The following is a 17,049-nucleotide window of genomic DNA, read 5'->3' as shown; positions in this document are numbered from 1 at the left end:
GTACGGTTTCTGCCGGATGTCCCTTTCGGAACGGGGTGGGCGCATGGAGTTCGGACACGTCGGGCGGGTCGTGATCGCCGACGACGAGCCCGTCGTCCGCAGGGCCCTGCGCACGGCCGTGGAGTCGACCGGGGAGTTCCACGTCGTCGCCGAGGCCGCCGACGGGCACGAGGCGGTGGAGGCCGTACGCGTGCACCTGCCGGACATCCTGCTGCTGGACGTCCGGATGCCGCGGATGGACGGGGTGGAGACGACGACGGCGCTGCGCGCACCACGGCCCGAGGGGGAAGCGGCCGCGGATGCCGAGGGGGACGCCGGGACGGAGTGGGGGGCGGACGGCGGGGCGGGCACCCGCATCGTCCTCACGACCGGCTTCGGGCTCGACCGGGACGTGGAACGGGCCTTGGTCCTCGGCGCGGACGCGTTCCTCCCCAAGAACGCCCCGCGCGCCGAGCTGCTCGCCGCGCTGCGCGCCGTGCGGGACGGGGATGCCGTGCTGTCCCCGCAGGTGCTGCGGCAGGTTCTGGACGCCCTGGGCACGCCGACCGATGCTCAGCGCCGGCAGGCGCGGGCGCGGTGTGAGGCCCTGCCGCCGCGGGAGGCCGAGGTGCTGGGCCTGGTCGCCGCGGGACTGTCGAACCGGGAGATCGGCGAACGGCTGCACAGCCCCGAGGACTCGGTGAAGGCGCTGGTCGGCCGGGTGCTGGCCGAGCTGGGCGCCGCGAGCCGGCTGGAGCTCGCGCTGCTGGCCCGGACCGCGGGCGCCGGGGTGCGGGGTCCGCGGGGGTGAGGGGCGTCCCGGCGCGGCGCGGCGTCCTGCGGCCGCTGGCCGCGCTGCTCTTCCCGCCGGGGCCGCAGGGCGGGAGCGGTCCGCACGGGGTGCTGCCGGCGCTGCTGGTCGGGCTGACCTTCGTGAGCGGGGTGGTCGATGCGGTGAGCTTCCTGGGCCTCGGCCACGTCTTCGTCGCCAACATGACCGGCAACGTGGTCTTCCTGGGTTTCGCGCTCGCCGGGGACCGCTCGCTGTCGGCGGCGGCTTCGCTGCTGGCCGTCGCCGCCTTCCTGGCCGGCGCCTTGGCCGGGCGGCTGCGCCGCGGCGGGGAGCCGCAGCGGATGTTCGCTCCGCTGGTGGCGGCGCAGGCCGGACTGGTGGGCGGGGCGCTCGCGCTGACGGCGGGCGGGGCCGGGCCGCTGCCGGTCGTGGCGCTGCTCGCGCTCGGGATGGGCCTGCAGAACGCCGTGGTGCTCCGGCTGGCCGTGCCCGACCTGACGACGACCGTGGTCACCCGGACGCTGACGGGGCTGGCCGCCGAGCCGTGGGACCGTACGGCGCTGCGGCGGCTCGTGTCGGTGGCGGTGCTGCTCTGCGGGGCCCTGGCGGGCGGTCTGCTGACGCTGCACCACGGATCCGGCTGGGCGCTGGCCCTGGCCGTGGCCCTGCTCCTGTGGATCGCCCTGGCGGCGGCCCTGGCCCCACCCGGACACCGCGGCCGCGCGGCGGGTTGAGGGCTGTCCCGTCATCCCCGGCGGGCGGCGCGACGCCGGCTACGGCACCTCGCCGCGTTGTCGGGACGCCCCGGATACGCCCCGTATGCGGACGACCCTCCGCCGTGCGGTGCACCGCATCCGACGCCGCGCGCCGATCCGCCGGGGACTACGGGACAGCCCTCAGGCCGTGTCCTTCGGGTGGGGCCGGGCCGGGTGGGTGACGAGGAGGGCGGTGAAGGTCAGCAGCCAGGCGCCCGCGGCGATCCAGAGGAGGACGGCGCCCAGCGGGCGCAGCCACCCGACTCCGGTGGGTGCGGCCGCCGAGAGGCAGGCGGTGGCCGTCATTCCGAGGGGAAAGACGGTCGCCCAGCGGCGCATGTCGTAGTGCGGCCGCCACTGGCGCAGCTCGGCGGCGAGCAGGACCGCGTACCAGGCGAGGGACAGCGCCAGCGTCACCAGTGTGGCCGTGCGCAGCGCCGTGTGTGCCGAACCGGCCCATACCGGGGACGCGGTGAGCTTCGATGCCGCCAGTGCCGTGATGGCCAGTGCGCCGCCGGCCACCCACTGGTCGCCGGCGCCCCGCAGCACCTCGCGGAAGTCGAAGTGCCCGAGGGCCAGCGCGTACAGCACCAGGCCGAGGCAGAGGGCGGCCAGGGCCGCTCGGGCGAGCCAGTCCTGGTGGAGTGCGGCGGCCAGGGTGGCGGCGAGGACGGCGAGCCCCTGGGTGGCCACGCAGACGAGGAACACGCCGCCGGGCATCCGCCGTTGCCGGTGCCGGACGACGGCGAGCAGCAGGCCGGGCCACAGCAGCGCGGCCAGGGCGAGGAGGGCGGCGGCGAGGCCCTGCAGCCCGAGCAGGGAGAGCCGGGTGCCGAGGACCGTCGTGGCGGCGACTCCGGTCAGGGCGGGCGGGGTGTGGGCCTCGGTACGGAAGCGGCCCCGGTCGGCCACGAGCAGCACGGTGAAGTCGGCGGCGAGGACGAGCCAGAGCGCGGTGGCGACGACGAGCGCGGCCAGGGACAGCACCTCGCGCCCGATCAGGTGCATGCCGATGGAGAGGATGCCGGCGGCCATGGCCGCGGCGCCCGCGGCGGGAGGGAGTCCGGACCACCACGGGCGGCCGGGCAAGGAGAACGCCTTCACCCTGCCAGCGGACATCGTCCGTCCGCGCCCCGCGAGCGCGGTGGGCCACCCGGCCCACAGGACCACGGGTCCCGGATGGACGGCGCCCGTGCCTTGACTTCCCCGGGCCCCTGCCCGACCCTCTGCGCTCATGGGACAGCTGGACGGCAAGGTCGCGGTGATCACGGGCGGGTCGGCCGGCATCGGGCTGGCGACGGCGCACCGGTTCGTGCGGGAGGGTGCGCGGGTGTTCGTGACCGGGCGCCGCGAGGCCGAACTCGCTTCCGCGGTTCGGGATTTGGGGTCCGGCGCGGTGGGGGTGCCGGGTGATGTCACGCGGGCGGCGGACCTCGACCGGCTGTACGCCGCGGTCGCGGCCGAGGGCAGGGCGATCGACGTCCTGGTGACCAATGCGGGCGGCGGGAGGGCGGGCGGCGTCGCCGAGTTCACCGAGGAGCAGTTCGACATCGTCTCGGACCTGAACTTCCGCGCGACGTTCTTCACCGTGCAGCGGGCGCTGCCGCTGTTCGGGACGGGCGGTTCGGTCATCCTGGTCGGTTCGACGGCCGGCTCGTCGGGGTCGACCCGGTTCGGTGTGTACGGGGCCACGAAGGCGGCCGTACGGTCGATGGCGCGCAGCATGGCGCTGGAGCTCGCGGGGCGCGGGATCCGGGTGAACGCGCTCAGTCCCGGGCCGATCGACACGCCCGCGCTGTCGCGGGCGCCGGCCGCCATCCTGGAGGAGGTCACGTCCGGGGTGCCGATGGGGCGGACCGGCCGCCCAGAGGAGGTGGCCGCCGCGGCGCTGTTCCTGGCGTCGGAGGAGAGCAGTTACATCACGGGCATCGAACTGTTCGTGGACGGCGGCGCCGCCCAGGTCTGACCGGCGGTCTCAGCTCGGGGCCCCGGGCTCCGGGCGGGGCGCCGTGAGGGTGAACAGCGCTCCTTCGGGGTCACGGAGGGTGACCCAGCGGTCGGTGGTGCTGGACATGACGGTCGACAGCGTGGTGCCGCCCGCGCCGGTGGCGGACTCGACGGCCTCGTCGAGGTCGGGGACGCGGAAGTACACGTGCCAGCGGGGCCTGGTCTCGGGCGCGTGCGCCGTGGCCTCGGTGATCCCGCCGTTCAGGCGGGCGACGGGCTCACCCGCCTGCCGCAGGACGACCTGGTCGTCCTCGTAGGAGACCTCGCAGCACCCGGGGCGGCCGGTGGCCCACTCCAGCACCTCGCCGTAGAAGATCGCCGCATCGAACGCGTTCCGTGTGCGCAGCTCCAGCCAGGCGGGCGCCGGGCCGTGGCCCACCCGCCAGTCACCGGACACCCCGCCGGCCCAGATCCCGAAGACCGCGCCGTCGCGGTCGGCGACCAGTGCGCCGCGGCCGCCGTTGGGGAAGGAGACCGGGCCGACCGCGACGGTGCCGCTGCGTTCGCGGACCCGGTCCGCGGCCACGTCGGCGTCGTCGACGGCGAAGTACGGGGTCCACGCGGCGGCGACCGGGAGGTCCGAGGTGAGGGTCCCGATCCCGGCCACGGGCACGCCTTCCAGTTCGGCGACCGTCCAGCCCTCGCCGAGCCGGGCGGGCCGGAACTTCCAGCCGAGGACGGCGCCGTAGAACTGCTGGGTCCCCTGGAGGTCCCGGGTCATCAGGCTGACCCAGCACGGCGCACCGAAGACCTCCCTCGCAGAAATCTCCACCGCTCGCTCCGTCCGTCGTCCGTGCCATCCTCGCGTCCCGGCCGCCGCCCCGCACGTCGGCGGGGCCGGCCGGGTCCGTCAGCGGCCGGCCGGGGCGCCCTGCCCGGTGATCAGGTCGACGAGGGCGTCGATGCCCCCGTCCGCGAGGACCTTGCGCTGCCGGTCCGCGGGAGTTCCCCGCCGCAGGAGCCGGTGGAGCAGGGAGCCCACCTCGCGCTGGTCCCCGGCCTCCTCCAGGGCGGGCGTGATGTGCTTCATCAGCAGCCACAGCACGTCGCCGGCGCTGCGCTGGTGGCCCTGCGGGTCGACGAGGGTGCTCTCCAGGCCGTGCCGGGCCGCGTGCCACATGGCGCCGCCCAGCAGCTCGGTCGAACACTCCGGGGCGGGCACGCCCGCCTTCTCCTCGGCGATGGCGGTGCTGACCAGCGCCCGGACGATCCCGGTGAGCAGCACCGCGTCGGCGGCGTCCAGCTGCACGTCCAGGCACCGCACCTCCAGCGTGGGGTAGCGCTCGGAGAGCCTGGCCTGCCAGTAGATCTGGGCCCGGTCGGCGATCACGCCCGCCTCCAGCAGCGCCTCGATGCGCTCCTCGTAGTCGGCGAGCGTACGGAAGTAAGGCGGCGGGCCGCTGACCGGCCAGCGGCCGAAGACGATGGTGCGCCAGCTCGCGAATCCGGTGTCGCACCCGTCCCAGACGGGCGAGTTCGCCGACATCGCGAGCAGCGTGGGCAGCCAGACCCGCAGCCGGTTGAGGGCCGCCACGCCCGTCTCCCGGTCGGGCACCGCCACGTGGACGTGCATGCCGTTGATCAGCTGCTCGTCGACGAGGCGGCAGGCCTCCTCGCGCATCTTGATGTACCGCGGCTTGCGGGTGACCGGGACGGGCTCCGCGTCCCGCAGGGGCGCCGTGGCGGAGGTGCCGAGGCGGCAGCCGTACGACTCGGCCGCGGAGCCGACGGCGTGCCGCAGCCGCAGCAGGTGTCCGGCGACCTCGTCCAGCCGGGTGCAGACGGGCGTGGCGACCTCGATCTGGGCCTGGAGGAGTTCGTTCTGCACCTCGCCGTCGTCGACCCACGGCCCGAGGCCGGCCGCGGCCCGTACCTCTTCCGCCCTGGACACGGGCAGATGGGTGACGGGATCCAGCAGGACGTACTCTTCCTCGACGCCGATCGTGATCATGTCGCGCCGGACTCCTGCCTCGCTCGCTGAGGCCGCCGCCGCGGTCGCGGCCGTCGCGGTTCCCCGGGTGTCCTCGGACGCGGTCGGAAGGACGATGCGCACCAGGTTCACCTCCTCGGGTTCTCAGGGCCCCCGGCAAACGGCGGCGGATCCGTCCGCGGTCCCGCCGGTCCTGCTCCTGCCCGGCCCGGACCGCCCCATGCAGGCGGCGGTCCGACAGCCGGGAGCGCGGGCATTCGGCGGTTCCTTCGGGCGAATCCGGCTCCCCGTGCGTGGGGTTCCCGGTCCAGCGTGGCAGTTCACAGGGAAATGCACCCATCGGGCCACCGGCAGAGGCGGTACATGACCAGGCGATCCGCAGGCCGGAGGTCCCGCCCGGCCGGGGCAGGTACGGGGGGACCGGCCGGGCGGGTGGCCGGCCGGCGCGCCCGGGCCCGCGGCCGCCATGTGGGCGGGAGGCCCGTCGACAGGCCGTGGGCGTCCTCCGTGTCGCCCCTGCTGCGCACGGCCGCGGAGTACTGCTGGCGGCTGCTGGTGGTCGGTGCGGTCGTCTACACGGTGTTCATGGTGCTGGGGCGGTTCCACGAGGTCGGTGTGGCCGTGTTCCTCGGACTCGTCGCGACGGCGCTGCTGCGCCCGGTGGCCGATCTCCTGGCCCGGTGGGTGCCCCGTTCCGTCGCCGTGGCCTGCGCGCTCCTCGGCAGCATCGTGCTGGCGCTAGGTGCGCTCGCGTTCGTCGGGGAGACGGTGGCCGCGGAGTGGAACTCGCTGGTGGTGGAGTTCCGCGCGGGGCTGGGGCGGCTCGAACCGCTGCTGGAGCGGCCGCCGCTGCGGCTGAGCCCGCATGCCCTGGAGGACGTACGGGACCGGATCGGCTCGTACCTCTCCAGCCATCGGTCGAGCCTGCTCAGCACCGCAGTGAGCGGCGCCGGGCGGTTGGTGGAGGCCCTGACCGTGGTGGCGCTGTCGCTGTTCTGCTCGGTGTTCTTCATCCATTCGGGTGATCGGCACTGGCGCTGGATCTGCTCCCAGCTGCCGCAGGGCGTCCAGCAGCGGGTCTCGGTCGGCGGCCGGGCCGCGTGGCGGACGTTCACCGGGTACACGCACGGCATCGTTCTCGTCGCGGCGACGAACGCCGTCCTGGTGGGGGTCGCGCTGTTCGCCCTGGGCGTCCCGCTGGCGGTGCCGCTCGCGCTGCTGGAGTTCTTCGCCGCGTTCGTCCCGCTGATCGGCTCCCCGGTCGCGCTCGCGGTGGCCGTGATCGTGGCGCTGGCCGCCAAGGGGCCGCTGATCGCCGCGCTCGTGGTCGTCCTGATCGTGATCATCGGACAGATCGAGGGGCATCTGCTGCATCCGCTGGTGATGAGCTGGGCGGTTCGGCTGCACCCGGTGGTCGTGGCCCTGTCGGTGGTCGCGGGGGCGATCGCCGCGGGCGTGCTGGGCGCGGTGGTCGCCGTGCCGCTGGTGTCGGTCGTCTGGGCGGTCAGGCAAGCCCTGCGGTCACCGCAGGCAGGGCCCTGAACTGCGATTGCACCGATGGGTCGCTTCATGTGGCCCGGAAGGGGGTATATCGCTGTGGACAGCTCACGAGACGGCCGCACCGCAGTAGGTCTGCGGCGCGACCCCCCGTCGGAGGAGCAGGAAACCAGATGCCGTTGCCGCATGCAGACATCATCGGAAGCATTCCGCGGGACACGCTGAGCGTGAGCACCGGCGAGGCCCGAGCCCTGTCGGGGGCGCTGTTCCACCGGCTCCGGGCCCTCGACGAGGGCAGCGCGGACTACTCGTACGTCCGCAACACCCTCGTCGAGCTCAACCTGAGCCTGGTGAAGTACGCCGCCCGCCGGTTCCGCGGCCGCAGCGAGCCGATGGAGGACATCGTCCAGGTCGGCACGATCGGCCTGATCAAGGCGATCAACCGGTTCGACCCGGAACGCGGGGTGGAGTTCACCACCTTCGCGATGCCCACCATCGTCGGCGAGATCAAGCGGTTCTTCCGGGACACCAGCTGGGCCGTGAAGGTGCCCAGACGGCTCCAGGAGCTGCGGATCGACGCCGCCAAGGCGCACGACGCGCTGGAGCAGGACCTCGGCCGCGAGCCCACGGACGCCGAGCTGGCCGGGCACCTGAACGTCACCCACGAGGAGCTCGCCGAGGGGCAGAAGGCGGCACACGCCTATTCCGCGCGTTCCCTGGACGCCCCCGCGCAGGAGGAGGGCGAGCGGCACCCCTACGCCGACCGGCCCTCGCTCGGCGAGGAGGAGACGGCGTACGACACCATCGACTGTCTGGAGTCCCTCAAGCCGATCCTGGCCGGACTGCCCGCCCGCGAGCGCACCCTGCTCTCGCTGCGCTTCGGCGACGGGCTGACGCAGTCGGAGATCGGGGAGCGGCTGGGGCTGTCGCAGATGCACGTCTCGCGGCTGCTCAGCCGGACGCTGACCACCCTGCGGGCGAGCCTGCTGGAGGACCCGCAGCCGGAGCCGTGACCCGCGCTGCGCGCGCTCCCCGGGACGTCCGCGGGTCCGGCGTGCACCGGCGACGGGGGTGCTCGGGGCTCCCGCCGCCGGCGTGGGGCCGGTCCGGGCGCCTATGAACCGATCGCCTGGCCGAAGGTGAAGACGCGGTCCGGGTCCACGCGCTCCTTGATCTCGACGAGCCGTGGATAGTTGGCGCCGTAGTACGCGGTGCGCCAGTCGGGCAGGTCCGGGTCGATGAAGTTCTGGTACGCGCCCTGCCCCACGTACGGTGCGAGCGCCTCCCGGAGGCCCGCCAGCCAGCGCAGGCCCGCCTCCACGGCGGCCGGGGCGTCGTGCTCGGCCCAGGAGGTGTCCATGCTGACCAGGAACCGTGCGTCGCGGTGGACGAACGCGGTGGCGTCCGGTGCCACCCGGTTGATCGCGCCGCCCCAGGTGTACAGGGCCAGGCCGCAGCCGTCCGGGTTCCCGCTGCCGGGCCAGTCGGCGAGCCGGGCCAGCACGGCGGCGACGGCCTCGTCGGGCAGCGGGGCGCAGGCGAAGTTCGTCCGTGCGGCGAACGCCCCGGCGGAGGTTTCGTGCAGCAGGTAGTCCTTGGCCTCCCAGAAGGTGCGGGCGGCGATGTCCGCGCGCACGGGCGGGGCGGCGGCGAGGACCGGGGCGAGGAGTTCGCGCAGCTCGTTCTCCGGGCCGAGGTGCAGTCCGACGGCGGAGACCACGGGGTCGCGGCCGGCGGCGGTGCTGACGCCGAGGCGGACCGAGAACGCGTCGGGGGCGTGCCCTGCGGCCTCCTGCACCGCCGCGAAGGCCGCGAGGGCCGCGGGGGCGTCCGCCCCGTCCCACAGCAGCAGGCAGGTGGAGACGTCCGCGACCGGGCGGGCCTGGAAGGTGAAGGACAGGTTGATGCCGAAGTTGCCGCCCCCGCCGCCGCGGCAGGCCCAGTACAGGTCCGGGTTCTGCCGGTCGTCGCAGGTCAGCACCTGTCCGTCGGCGGTCATGAGGGTGGTGCTCACGAGGGCGTCCGCGGTCAGTCCGAGGGTGCGCGAGGTGGCGGCCGAGCCGCCGCCGAGGGTGAGGCCGGCGAGGCCGACCGAGGCGCCGTTGCCCAGCGCGAACGCCATCTCGTGGGGTTGGAGGGCGGCGTAGACGTCGGCGGTGCGGGCCCCGCCGGCGGCAGTGACGAGGCCGGTGGAGCCGTCCGCGGAGACGGTGTCGAGGGCGCGGAGGTCGATGACGAGGCCGGTGTTGACGGAGTGGCCCGCGTAACTGTGGCCGCCGCTGCGTGCGACGAGGCCGACGCCCGTGTCCCGGGCCCAGGCCAGGGCGTGCGCCACGTCGGCGTGGTCGGCCACGGACAGCACGCCCGCCGGGGTGACGGAGGCGAAGCGGGTGTTGAAGGGGGCGCTGGAGGCGCGGAAGCCGGCGTCGCCGGGCCGCAGGACGCGGCCCGTCACCGTCTTCGCGAGGCGCTCCCAGTCCGCCTCGGACGCGCGGTTCACCGGACCTCCTCGATGTAGGAGATCCCCGTCGCGGCGTGCGGGCCGTAGCGCTCCCAGACCTCGCGCAGCCGCAGACGGCCGTCCTCCACGACTTCGGGGGTGTTGACGGTGCGCCCGCAGACCACCTCGCCGGTCGCGAAGACGAGGGTGTAGCCCATGGAGAGGGTTCCGTCGGGCGTACAGGTGCCGACGGTCCAGCCGCGCCGCACCTCGCCGCCGAGGACCTCGCCCCAGACCAGGTCGCCCTGTTGGTGGTAGACGGCGACGGTACGGAGGTCGCCCTGCGGTTTGCGGAACCTGCGGCCGTCGTAGTTGATCACGAGGCCTCGCCCTCGGCCGCGTCGTCGCCGGCGTCGTGCGAGGGCCGCCCGGCGAGGAACTCGGCCGCCATGCTCCGGCCCCACCAGATGGCGTAGTAGGAGAAGTCCTCGTCGTGCTCGTTGACGATGTGGTGCTCGACCCCGCCCTTCATCAGGGCGATGTCCCCCGCCGCGAGCTGCCGGCGGCGGCCGTTGCAGACCACTTCGGCGCGGCCGGCCATGGCGATGAACATCTCGCGTTCGTGGTGGGCGTGGGCCTCCGTCACGTCGCCGGGGCGCAGGACGCACCACGCGCCGCGGAACGGCGTTTCGAGCCCGGGCCACGGATGCAGCAGCTTGAGGTCCAGGCCGTGTTCCCGGAGCAGGTGGTCCGGCTCCGCTGTGCGCATGTCCACGTCGGGCTGTTCCTGGTCGGTCAACGTTCCGCTCCGATCGACGTCTCGGTGTTCCGGTATTCGGGCGTTCAGGCGTTCCGGTATTCGGGAACTCCGGCGAAGGGCGACGTCGATCAGGCTAGAAGCGGGGGATTCCCTTTTGACAGGGGAATTGTTCCCCTGTCGAAAGGGAATCTGCCGCGCCGGAGTGCGGGCGGGCACATCGGCGGGATCAGCCGTGCCCGAGACCCGCGTCCCGGGCGAGAACGATGGCCTGGGAGCGATCGGCCACGCCGAGTTTTCCGAATATCGCGGAGACGCGGTTGCTGATGGTCTTCGATGCGAGCACGAGTTCCCGGGCGATGGCCGCATTCGACTTGCCGGCGGCAATGCGCTCCAGGACCTCCCGCTCCCGGTTGGTCAGCTGCGGGAAGGGGTAGGAGTACGGCCCCGCCGGCGCCGGTCCCATCAGGGCCCCGAGCCGGTTGGCGATCGATTTGTCGACGATGCCCTCACCGGCCGCGACGGCCTGGATGCCGCGCAGGATCTGGTCCGCGTCGGCCCGTTTGAAGAGATAGCCGCGCGCACCGGCCTGGAGGGCGGCCGTGATGACCCGGTCGTCGTCGACCGAGCTGAAGACGAGGATGCCCGTCTCCGGCCATAATCCCAGCACCTCGGATATCACCCGCGTTCCGGCGCGTTCGTCCATGAGCGGGTCGACCACGAGGACGTCCGGCCGGCAGCGGGAGGTCTCCGCGATCACCTCGTCCGCCGTCGCGGCCTCGCCGACGACGCGCACCCCTCCGGAGCGCTCCAGGACGGAACGGACGCCGTGGCGGATCGCGGGCTGGGCGTCGGCGAGCACGACGGTGACGGTGGCGGGCGGTCTGGCGACGACCGCGAGATCACCGTCCGGCCGCCCGGCGAACTCCCGGTGCGCCTCACCGTGTGACGAGAGCGGCCAGAGCAACCCCTTGGTGTCTGCTGTCTGATGCATTTCTACCTTCCCCCCGACTCGATCCTTTACGGCGGCGCACGTCGACCGGCCGTTACCAGAATGGTGCAGAGGCCAGTCCTACCGCAACGGTCGGGGGGATATCTGCGCGGCGCGATAATCATGTCGGCAACGACATTCACATCCGGCCACGTCAGTTTTCGGCGGAGTCTGCCACTCCTACCTCTTGTGCTTGACGCAGAATTGCTTCCCGGTCCCGCCAATGCGCCCAGAATGCTCCGGTGTACCCGAGTCCGCTGAGACTGGTCAGGAACGGATTGTCCGCGTAGTTGTTGTCGTGCTCACTGGATCCTGCGAGCGTCGGCAGCATGACCCGGTGGTGGTCGGAGGGGTCGACGAGCTCCCACAGCAGCTCCACGGACCGGCTCCACCGTCCGGAGGGGTCGTTGACCGTTTCGGCGTCCTCCAGGAGATCCGGTGAAAAGTAGCAGACGAGGCGGAAGTTGCCCGACTCGTCGAACATGAACTGCCGCTCGTACTCGACGGGACCCGAGCACTTCGCCAGCGGCTTCAGCACGATCGGTCCGGTGGCCGTGTTCGACTGCAGTCCGGGAACCGTGCGCACCCCGTCGCACCGCTCGGCCATCGCCATGCCGAGCGGGGTGTGCGGGAAGAGCCGCAGCCCCAGGGAGAAGCCGGTCACGGTGGCGTCGAGGGCCATGAACGCCTCGACGCATTCCCGCATGGACCGGTGCGTCTCCCCCGGCATCCCGAACAGCGCCTCGACCATGGTCATCATGCCGTTGGCGTGGCACAGCCGGACCAGCTTCTCGGTGTCGGCGAAGGAGTAGTACGTGGTGCCCTTCCCGGTGACCTTCCAGCCTTGCAGCATGTCCGCGCGGACGTGGTCGGACCCGACGTTCACCCCGCGGCAGCCGGCGGCCGCGAGCAGTTCGGCGAACTCCTCGTCGAACGGCGACGGCTGGCAGTAGACCCACAGCCGCAGCTGGTTCAGCGGGTTGCCGGGGTCGGCGTGTTTGCGCCGGACGATCTCGCGCAGCAGCGCCTTCGCGTGCGAGATCGCCAGGTTGAACTCGGAGTCGGTGGTGTGCTGGTCGAGGATTCCCTGTGCGGCGAGGGACTGCATCTCGTCGACCACGGCGGCGACGTCACGCCGCCCGGTCCGGGTCCCCTTCGCGTCCGGCTCGACGCAGTGCGAACAGCGGTAGGTGCAGCCGTTCTTGGTGAGGATGCCGGCCAGCCCGCCGCGCTGGTAGTACAGCAGGTTGTCCACCTTGCGGGGCGAACCGGAGCGTCTCAGGTACGTCCCCGCACGGTCGACCTGCCACACGCGGTCCTCGAACTGCCCGGCGGACCGCACGGGGGCCGTGGAACGGGAGGCCAGGGTGAGCGCCGGAGGCGGTACGCGGGTGACGCCGTCCTCGGTGTTGCGCAGGAGGCCGGAGACCGTGCCCGTGTCGCGTCCGGTGGCCAGTGCGTCGGCGAGGTCGCAGATGATCTGCTCCCCGGGCCCCTTCACCCCGAAGTCGATGCCGAAGTAGTCGACCAGTGCGAAGGGCATCGAGGAGAAGCCGATGCCGCCGCCGACGATCGGGGCGTCGGTCAGCCGCCGTATCTCGGTGATGATCTCCTTGTGCTCCCCGATGAAGGGGCGCTGCTCGAATGCGTAGACCGTGTCGGTGTTGCGGATGGTGACGCCCACGAGCAGGGGGCTGCGGTCCCCGAAATACTCGCAGAGGTACGACTTCCAGTCCTCCCGGTGAAACGTGAGGTCGACCACCTCGACCTCGAAGTCGGCGGCCTCCAACGAGGTGGTCAGCACGTCGAGCGCATAGGGCGCGATCGGCGGGTGCACCTTGTTGGGGTTGACCAATAACACAAGGCCTCTGCCCATCGGTTGTCTCCTTCCTTTACTTGACGATGCCGAGGCAGATGCCGAATTCGGGCTTCGAGCCGAGGAGGTACGCGCCGGCGGACTGGAGGATGCGGTCCTGGGCGGTGGCGTGCTGGCACATGGTGGTGGTGTCGCGCATCCAGCGGTCCATCGGCGACGACTGGTGGATGGACCAGGTCTGGAGCAGGTCGAAGAGCCGCATGACAATCGACCGCGCGGTGCGGAAGGCGTGCACCCAGGCGATCGGCGACGCGGCGCGCTCCTCGGGAGCGAGGTCGTCCAGGGTGCCCCCGGCGGCCAGCACCTCCCACTGGCGCTGCTGGCTCCCGTACACCCCGCTGCGGGTCGCGAGGAAGTCCGCCTCGCATTCCGCGAGCGTGACCTGGGTACGGAAGTGGTCCTTCCACGCCACGCCGGTCATCCGGTCGACCCGGGTCCGGGCGATCTCCCGCGCGTGGTCCAGGGCGGCCCGCGCCACGCCGAGCGCCACGCCGCACATGCTGCGCGTGAACGCGTCCGGCTGGGCGAGGGGGCCGGGCCGGCCCCGTACCTTGCCGAAGGTGTACGTGTGCTCCTCGGGGACGAAGACGTCGGCCATCGTGTAGTCGCAACTGCCGGTGCCGCGCATTCCCAGGGTGTGCCAGTTGTCGATGACCTCCACCCGCGCCCGGGGCACCAGGAACTGCCGCGACTCGTGCGGGTTGCTGCCGTCCGGGCTCGCGTACGGCTTGCCGTCCTGGTAGACGAAGGCACCCGACGTCACCCAGTCGCAGTGGGTGATCCCGCTGCCGAACGACCACCGGCCGGAGAGCCGGAAGCCGCCGGGGACCCGCTCGGCGTGACCCGTCGGCTGCAGCAGCCCGGCCGTGATCGTGTCCGGGGTCGGGAAGATCTCCTTGGCCACCCGCTCGTCGAGGAAGGCGCTGAAGATGCCGCCGCTCGCACCCATCACCACGCACCAGGCCGCGGAGGCGTCCCCGTGCGCCAGCGTCTCGACGACCCGGGTCTGCTCCATGGTGGTGAGAGCCAGGCCGCCCAGCTCGCGGCCGAAGGCCATCCGGAACACGCCGGCGTCGCGCAGCGTGTCCACCACGTCGGCCGGCAGTCGCCGCGCCTCCTCGATCTCCGCGGACCGCTCACGCAGCAGCGGCGCCAGTTCCCTCGCACGGGCGAGGAGTTCCGCCGCGGTGGCGGGCACCGCGGCCTCCGGATTCCCGGTCATGGTCATGTGATCGCCTTTCATCCGGTCCTACTTGACGATGCCGAGGCTCATCCGGAACTTGGGCGGCCGGCCCAGCAGGTAGGCGCCGCCGGATTCGAGGATCAGGTCGGAGGCGGCGACGTGCTGGCACATGGTCGCGGTGTCGCGCATCCAGCGGTCCATCGGCGAGGACCGGTTGATCGACCAGGCCTGGAGCAGGTCGTAGAGCCGGTTCACGATCGACCGCGAGCTCCGGAAGGCGTGCACCCAGGCGAGCGAGGACGCGGCCCGCTCGGTGGCGGTGAGGTCGTCCAGGGTGCCGCCCTGCGCCAGGACGTCCCAGTGCCGCTGCGAGCTGCTGTGGACGCCGCTGCGGGCGGCGTTGTACTCCGCCTCGCACTCGGCGAGGGTGACCTGGACCCGGAAGAGGTCCGCCCACGGCGTGTTGGTCATCTTGTCCACCCGGGTGAGCGCGGTCTCCCGGACGTGGTCCAGCGCGGCGCGCGCCACCCCGAGCGGCACGGCGCACAGGCTGCGCATGAAGGAGTCGGGCTGGGCGATGGGGGTGTCCGTGCGGCCCCGCACCTTGTAGAAGGTGTAGGTGTGTTCCTCGGGCACGAACACGTCGGTGATCGTGTAGTCACTGCTCCCGCTGCCGCACAGGCCGGTGGTGTCCCAGTTCCCGACGACCTCGACCTCGTGGGCCGGCACCAGGAACTGGCGCGACGCGTGCGCGTTGCTGCCGTCCGGACTCGCCCACGGCTTGCCGTCCTGGTAGATGAACGCCCCCGACGTCACCCAGTCGGCATGGGTGATCCCGCTGCCGAAGGACCACCGGCCGCTCAGCCGGAAGCCGCCGGGGACCCGCTCGGCGTGCCCGGCCGGCGCGATCAGCCCGGCGGTGATCATGTCCAGGCTCGGGAACACCTCCTTGACCACGGCGGGGTCCAGGAAGTTGCTGATCGCCCCGGTCATCGCGCCGATCGCCGCGCACCAGCCGGCCGAGGCGTCGCCGTAGGCCAGCGCCTCCACGACCTCGGCCTGCTGCGTCGACGTCAGTTCGGGGCCGCCCCACTCGGGCCCGAAGCACATCCGGAACACTCCGGTGCCGCGCAGCATGTCCACCACGTCCGCCGGGAGTTGCCGGGCATGTTCGATCTCCGCCGACCGCTCCCGCAGCTGCGGGGCCAGTGCCCTGGCCCGCTCCAGGATCTCCGCCGCGGTCGCGGGTGCTTCGGTGCCCGGGTTCCGGGTCGTGCTCATGCGTTTCCCCCTCGGGTGATGGTGTGCTGCGTGCAGGTGTGTGGTCACGTCGGCCGGTGTGGTGGTCATGCGTCGACGTCGAGCAGGCCGGCCGGCATCGCGAACGGCGCGTCCGGGTCCGGCGGGCCGACCGGTTCGGCGTCCAGCTCGACGAGCGCGGCCGCCCCGTCGAGCCGCTCCAGGCAGGTCCGTGCGTCGTCGGCCTCGCACACCACGAAGGAGTGGCGTGCCAGGTAGCCGCCCGGGGGCAGCCGCAGGGTGGTACCGGGCTCGGCCATCGGGGCGGCGGCGACCAGACCGGGCGCCTCGGCCGGCACGGTGACCGAGCGCAGCAGGCAGTCCCGCTCCGGGTAGCCGAACCGGATGCCGGCGGCGGCCCGCCGGGTCGGCCGGACGTCCGGGCGCTGCCCGGTGGCCACGTCGAACAGGACCTCGCCCGGCTCGATGCCGGTGGCGGTCCGGCCGAGGAACGGGATCAGGTCTCCGCCGAGCCGGCCGTTGATCTCGATGATCAGCGGTCCGTGTCCGGTCAGCCTGACCTCGCTGTGGGTGATGCCGTCCTCGATGCCGAGCACCCGGTGCGCCCGGGCCAGGGTGCGCATCAGGTCGGGGTCGGCCGTCAGCGGGTCGGCCGCGTCGACGAGGTGCCCCACCTCCTCGAAGTACGGCTGGTCGCTGCTGTGCTTGCGGGCCACGAACATGGGGAGGTACTCCCCCTTGTGCACGGCGCCGTCGACGCTGATCTCCGGCCCGGGTGCGTAGGCCTCGACGATGGCGCTCGCCCGGTAGGGACCCGGGTCGACCTCGCTCGCGGACAGGGCGATCCGGAAGGCGGCGTCCAGCTCCGCCTCGTCGGCCGCGTAGACGACGCCGATGCTCGCGCCCATCGCCCGCGGTTTGATCACGACGGGGTAGCCGATCCGTGCGGCCGCAGCCCTGGCCTGCTCCACGGTCGTGGTCAGTTCGAACCCCGGCTGGTACAGCCCCGCCGCGGTGAGCTCGGCCCGGGTGAGCTCCTTGTCACGGCAGCCGCGTACGCCGGGAACGGACAGGCCGGGCACGCCGAACTCGGCGGCGAGCAGGCCCGCGTCCAGGACCAGCGGCTCGTCCCAGCACATCAGGCCGACGATGCGGCGGCGGGCGGCGACCTCGCGCGCCGCCGCGCCCATCGCCCCGGAGTCGAAGACGTTGGCGACGACGATCTCGTCGAAGTAGTCGTGCTGCCAGGTGGGCTTGAGGTTGTTGAGCAGCACCATGTCCAGGCCTGCGGCCCGGGCGCGGCGGCGGATCGGCGCGACGAGGTACTCGCGGTACACCTTCAGCCCGCTGCCGATGACCAGCAGGGCTCCCCTGCCGGTGGCCGTCGTGGCGTGGGTCGTGGTCGCGGCGTGCGTCGTCGTGGCGTGCGTCGTCGTGTCGTGGGTCGTCGTGTCGTGGGTCATCACGGCCTCCCGGCGCCGGCCGTGTGGCGGGCGAGCAGGTCGGTGAGGATGTCGTGGGAGCGGTTCGCGAGGACGCTGATGAGGGAGTCGGCGATGCCGTGGGTCTCCTCGTTGACGC

The 17,049-nt window shown here is 72.8% G+C and carries 16 protein-coding genes; 5 read left to right on the top strand and 11 right to left on the bottom strand.

Annotated features, from left to right (window positions below):
* Positions 1 to 43: 43 nt before the first annotated feature.
* Positions 44 to 790 carry a response regulator gene (locus tag ACIPK4_RS28370; RefSeq protein ID WP_402317513.1) on the top strand — a complete coding sequence of 249 codons (747 nt, stop codon included), beginning with the start codon at positions 44 to 46 and terminating at the stop codon, positions 788 to 790.
* Complete coding sequence (locus ACIPK4_RS28365) at positions 787 to 1,506, top strand: YoaK family protein (protein WP_402317510.1); 720 nt, start codon at positions 787 to 789, stop codon at positions 1,504 to 1,506. The genes ACIPK4_RS28370 and ACIPK4_RS28365 overlap by 4 nt, the downstream gene beginning before the upstream one ends.
* A gap of 162 nt (positions 1,507 to 1,668) precedes the next feature.
* Here ACIPK4_RS28365 and ACIPK4_RS28360 read toward each other — a convergent pair whose 3' ends face one another.
* On the bottom strand, positions 1,669 to 2,646 hold the full coding sequence (locus ACIPK4_RS28360) for a tellurite resistance/C4-dicarboxylate transporter family protein (RefSeq protein ID WP_402317507.1): 978 nt from the start codon (positions 2,644 to 2,646) through the stop codon (positions 1,669 to 1,671).
* A gap of 115 nt (positions 2,647 to 2,761) precedes the next feature.
* Between ACIPK4_RS28360 and ACIPK4_RS28355 the strand changes: the two genes are divergently transcribed.
* Positions 2,762 to 3,493: an SDR family NAD(P)-dependent oxidoreductase gene (locus ACIPK4_RS28355; RefSeq protein WP_054227793.1), complete on the top strand. Its 732-nt coding sequence runs from the start codon at positions 2,762 to 2,764 to the stop codon at positions 3,491 to 3,493.
* Between the two features lie 9 nt (positions 3,494 to 3,502).
* Here the strand turns inward: ACIPK4_RS28355 and ACIPK4_RS28350 are convergent, their stop codons facing one another.
* On the bottom strand, positions 3,503 to 4,255 hold the full coding sequence (locus ACIPK4_RS28350) for a VOC family protein (protein ID WP_402318031.1): 753 nt from the start codon (positions 4,253 to 4,255) through the stop codon (positions 3,503 to 3,505).
* A 129-nt stretch (positions 4,256 to 4,384) separates the two neighbouring features.
* The gene (locus tag ACIPK4_RS28345) at positions 4,385 to 5,485 is read right to left on the bottom strand and encodes a glutamate--cysteine ligase (protein ID WP_402318029.1); all 1,101 of its coding nucleotides are present in this window, start codon (positions 5,483 to 5,485) and stop codon (positions 4,385 to 4,387) included.
* Between the two features lie 486 nt (positions 5,486 to 5,971).
* On the opposite strand from ACIPK4_RS28345, the gene ACIPK4_RS28340 reads away from it, so the two are divergent.
* Both ACIPK4_RS28340 and ACIPK4_RS28335 read left to right on the top strand, forming a co-directional pair.
* Positions 5,972 to 7,006, top strand: coding sequence for an AI-2E family transporter (locus ACIPK4_RS28340; protein WP_402317503.1), 1,035 nt, complete (start codon positions 5,972 to 5,974; stop codon positions 7,004 to 7,006).
* A gap of 128 nt (positions 7,007 to 7,134) precedes the next feature.
* A complete protein-coding gene (locus tag ACIPK4_RS28335; protein ID WP_402317500.1) occupies positions 7,135 to 7,974 on the top strand; it encodes an RNA polymerase sigma factor SigF in 840 nt (279 codons plus the stop codon).
* Between the two features lie 101 nt (positions 7,975 to 8,075).
* On the opposite strand, the gene ACIPK4_RS28330 is transcribed toward ACIPK4_RS28335, so the two are convergent.
* The 8 genes from ACIPK4_RS28330 to ACIPK4_RS28295 form a co-directional block, all read right to left on the bottom strand.
* Positions 8,076 to 9,461, bottom strand: coding sequence for an FAD-binding oxidoreductase (locus ACIPK4_RS28330; protein ID WP_402317497.1), 1,386 nt, complete (start codon positions 9,459 to 9,461; stop codon positions 8,076 to 8,078).
* The gene (locus tag ACIPK4_RS28325) at positions 9,458 to 9,781 is read right to left on the bottom strand and encodes a hypothetical protein (RefSeq protein WP_376199821.1); all 324 of its coding nucleotides are present in this window, start codon (positions 9,779 to 9,781) and stop codon (positions 9,458 to 9,460) included. The genes ACIPK4_RS28330 and ACIPK4_RS28325 overlap by 4 nt, the downstream gene beginning before the upstream one ends.
* Positions 9,778 to 10,200 (bottom strand): cupin domain-containing protein, encoded by a 423-nt coding sequence (locus ACIPK4_RS28320; RefSeq protein WP_402317494.1) that lies wholly within the window; start codon positions 10,198 to 10,200, stop codon positions 9,778 to 9,780. The genes ACIPK4_RS28325 and ACIPK4_RS28320 overlap by 4 nt, the downstream gene beginning before the upstream one ends.
* 187 nt (positions 10,201 to 10,387) lie before the next feature.
* The gene (locus tag ACIPK4_RS28315; protein WP_402317491.1) at positions 10,388 to 11,152 is read right to left on the bottom strand and encodes a response regulator; all 765 of its coding nucleotides are present in this window, start codon (positions 11,150 to 11,152) and stop codon (positions 10,388 to 10,390) included.
* 151 nt (positions 11,153 to 11,303) lie between these two features.
* Positions 11,304 to 13,025 (bottom strand): tryptophan 2-C-methyltransferase, encoded by a 1,722-nt coding sequence (gene tsrT / locus ACIPK4_RS28310; RefSeq protein ID WP_402317488.1) that lies wholly within the window; start codon positions 13,023 to 13,025, stop codon positions 11,304 to 11,306.
* A gap of 16 nt (positions 13,026 to 13,041) precedes the next feature.
* Positions 13,042 to 14,253, bottom strand: a complete 1,212-nt coding sequence (locus tag ACIPK4_RS28305; RefSeq protein WP_402317485.1) for an acyl-CoA dehydrogenase family protein — start codon at positions 14,251 to 14,253, stop codon at positions 13,042 to 13,044.
* Between the two features lie 21 nt (positions 14,254 to 14,274).
* Positions 14,275 to 15,489 carry an acyl-CoA dehydrogenase family protein gene (locus ACIPK4_RS28300; RefSeq protein WP_402317483.1) on the bottom strand — a complete coding sequence of 405 codons (1,215 nt, stop codon included), beginning with the start codon at positions 15,487 to 15,489 and terminating at the stop codon, positions 14,275 to 14,277.
* 65 nt (positions 15,490 to 15,554) lie between these two features.
* Positions 15,555 to 16,931 carry an ATP-grasp domain-containing protein gene (locus ACIPK4_RS28295; RefSeq protein ID WP_402317481.1) on the bottom strand — a complete coding sequence of 459 codons (1,377 nt, stop codon included), beginning with the start codon at positions 16,929 to 16,931 and terminating at the stop codon, positions 15,555 to 15,557.
* Positions 16,932 to 17,049 lie beyond the last annotated feature (118 nt).

It is taken from the genome of Streptomyces sp. NPDC086989, from assembly GCF_044745505.1.
Taxonomy (GTDB): domain Bacteria; phylum Actinomycetota; class Actinomycetes; order Streptomycetales; family Streptomycetaceae; genus Streptomyces.
The sequence above is the reverse complement of the archived record's forward strand: the minus strand, read 5'-3'. Positions and strand labels throughout refer to the sequence as shown.